Origin of the sequence: Pseudoalteromonas sp. NZS37, from assembly GCF_015864265.1 — a bacterium.
Taxonomy (GTDB): Bacteria; Pseudomonadota; Gammaproteobacteria; order Enterobacterales; family Alteromonadaceae; genus Pseudoalteromonas; species Pseudoalteromonas arctica.
The window spans coordinates 1-1,095 of sequence record NZ_JADYXL010000049.1 but is presented as its reverse complement, the minus strand read 5'-3'; the positions used below and the strand labels follow the sequence as shown (position 1 = coordinate 1,095).

Genomic DNA, 1,095 nt, shown 5'->3' with positions numbered 1-1,095 from the left:
GGCGGGACGCTTTACCCGCTTGCAAAAACATATGCCGATAATGAAACTTTGCCAGAAAATCGAGAACTGATTTCATATTGTGCGGAATATGCAAACCCGACAGACAATTACGCACACGCTGCTACTTGCACACTATATCGTGTGCCAGGTGTTGGTTATATTGCAGCAGGTGTAAGACCGTACCGCCATCCTAACCAGCCTTCTTTTTAGTTTGCCGCTTTTAGTTGATTTTATTTTGAGGGGTTGATTATGAAACGCGCTATTTCCCTTGCCACGGCAAAAGCCCAGTATCAGCAACGCTACGCCATGGAGCATATCCCGGCATGGGCACGCAAACCCTGCAACGGTCAGTTCTACGCGCCGGGATATGTCTCGGATGCGGAGTGGTACGAAAACACCATTTTTCCGGGGGAGAAGGGTAAACCGCGCGACGACGACCATTGCGAAAGCCGCAACCAATCGTGGCCGCTGGGGCAGTGGTTGAAGCAACCCGCGCCACCTTATGCCGCGCCACACATGTGGGCAGCACACAAATAAAAACGCCAGCGAATAGCCCTTATGTACGGGGCTATTACCGGGCGTTTTTGCCCCCTGTTATTTATCAAGGAGTGAACTGATATGGCTGAAACCGAAGAATTTGAATTGCACGCCGCAAAGGCATTTTTTGCCAGTGCGTGGGCGGATGCTGCCGATGAGTCCGAAGATTCACCCATCGGCGCAGGTACTGAAATTTTTGATGTAATGCCCGATGAAATCGACCCCGCTGCAATGCACGCCGCGCGGACCCTGCGCATGGATATGGAACGCGAAAACGGTCTAAGCATCGGCGACTTGCTGGGGCTGATTGAGCGCGATGGTGACGGCGACCGACCCAACACAATCGACCACTTCGGTCACTATGCCGCAATGCAAGCCATGGGTCACGGTGTTGGACTTAACGATGCTTTCGGGCCTGATGTGTACGAAGCCATCAAGGTGCCTTATGTTGAGTTTGGCTCACACTCACTCAGCCGCGACTATTTCTAAGGGGATTGCAGCATGAAACAAAAACGCTATTTTGCCGTGCACGCCTTCGGGTTTCCCGGTCACCCCTTC

3 protein-coding genes are annotated in these 1,095 nt (G+C 52.5%); all 3 read left to right on the top strand.

Annotation, left to right across the window (positions count from 1 at the left end; translation table 11 throughout):
- A partial coding sequence (locus I6F47_RS20650; protein WP_231609272.1) for a hypothetical protein occupies window positions 1-210 on the top strand: 210 nt, incomplete at its 5' end.
- Between the two features lie 39 nt (window positions 211-249).
- Complete coding sequence (locus I6F47_RS20320; RefSeq protein ID WP_197162030.1) at window positions 250-537, top strand: hypothetical protein; 288 nt, start codon at window positions 250-252, stop codon at window positions 535-537.
- 81 nt (window positions 538-618) lie between these two features.
- Entirely contained in the window at window positions 619-1,026 is a 408-nt protein-coding gene (locus I6F47_RS20315; RefSeq protein WP_197162032.1) for a hypothetical protein, read from the top strand.
- Window positions 1,027-1,095: the final 69 nt, after the last annotated feature.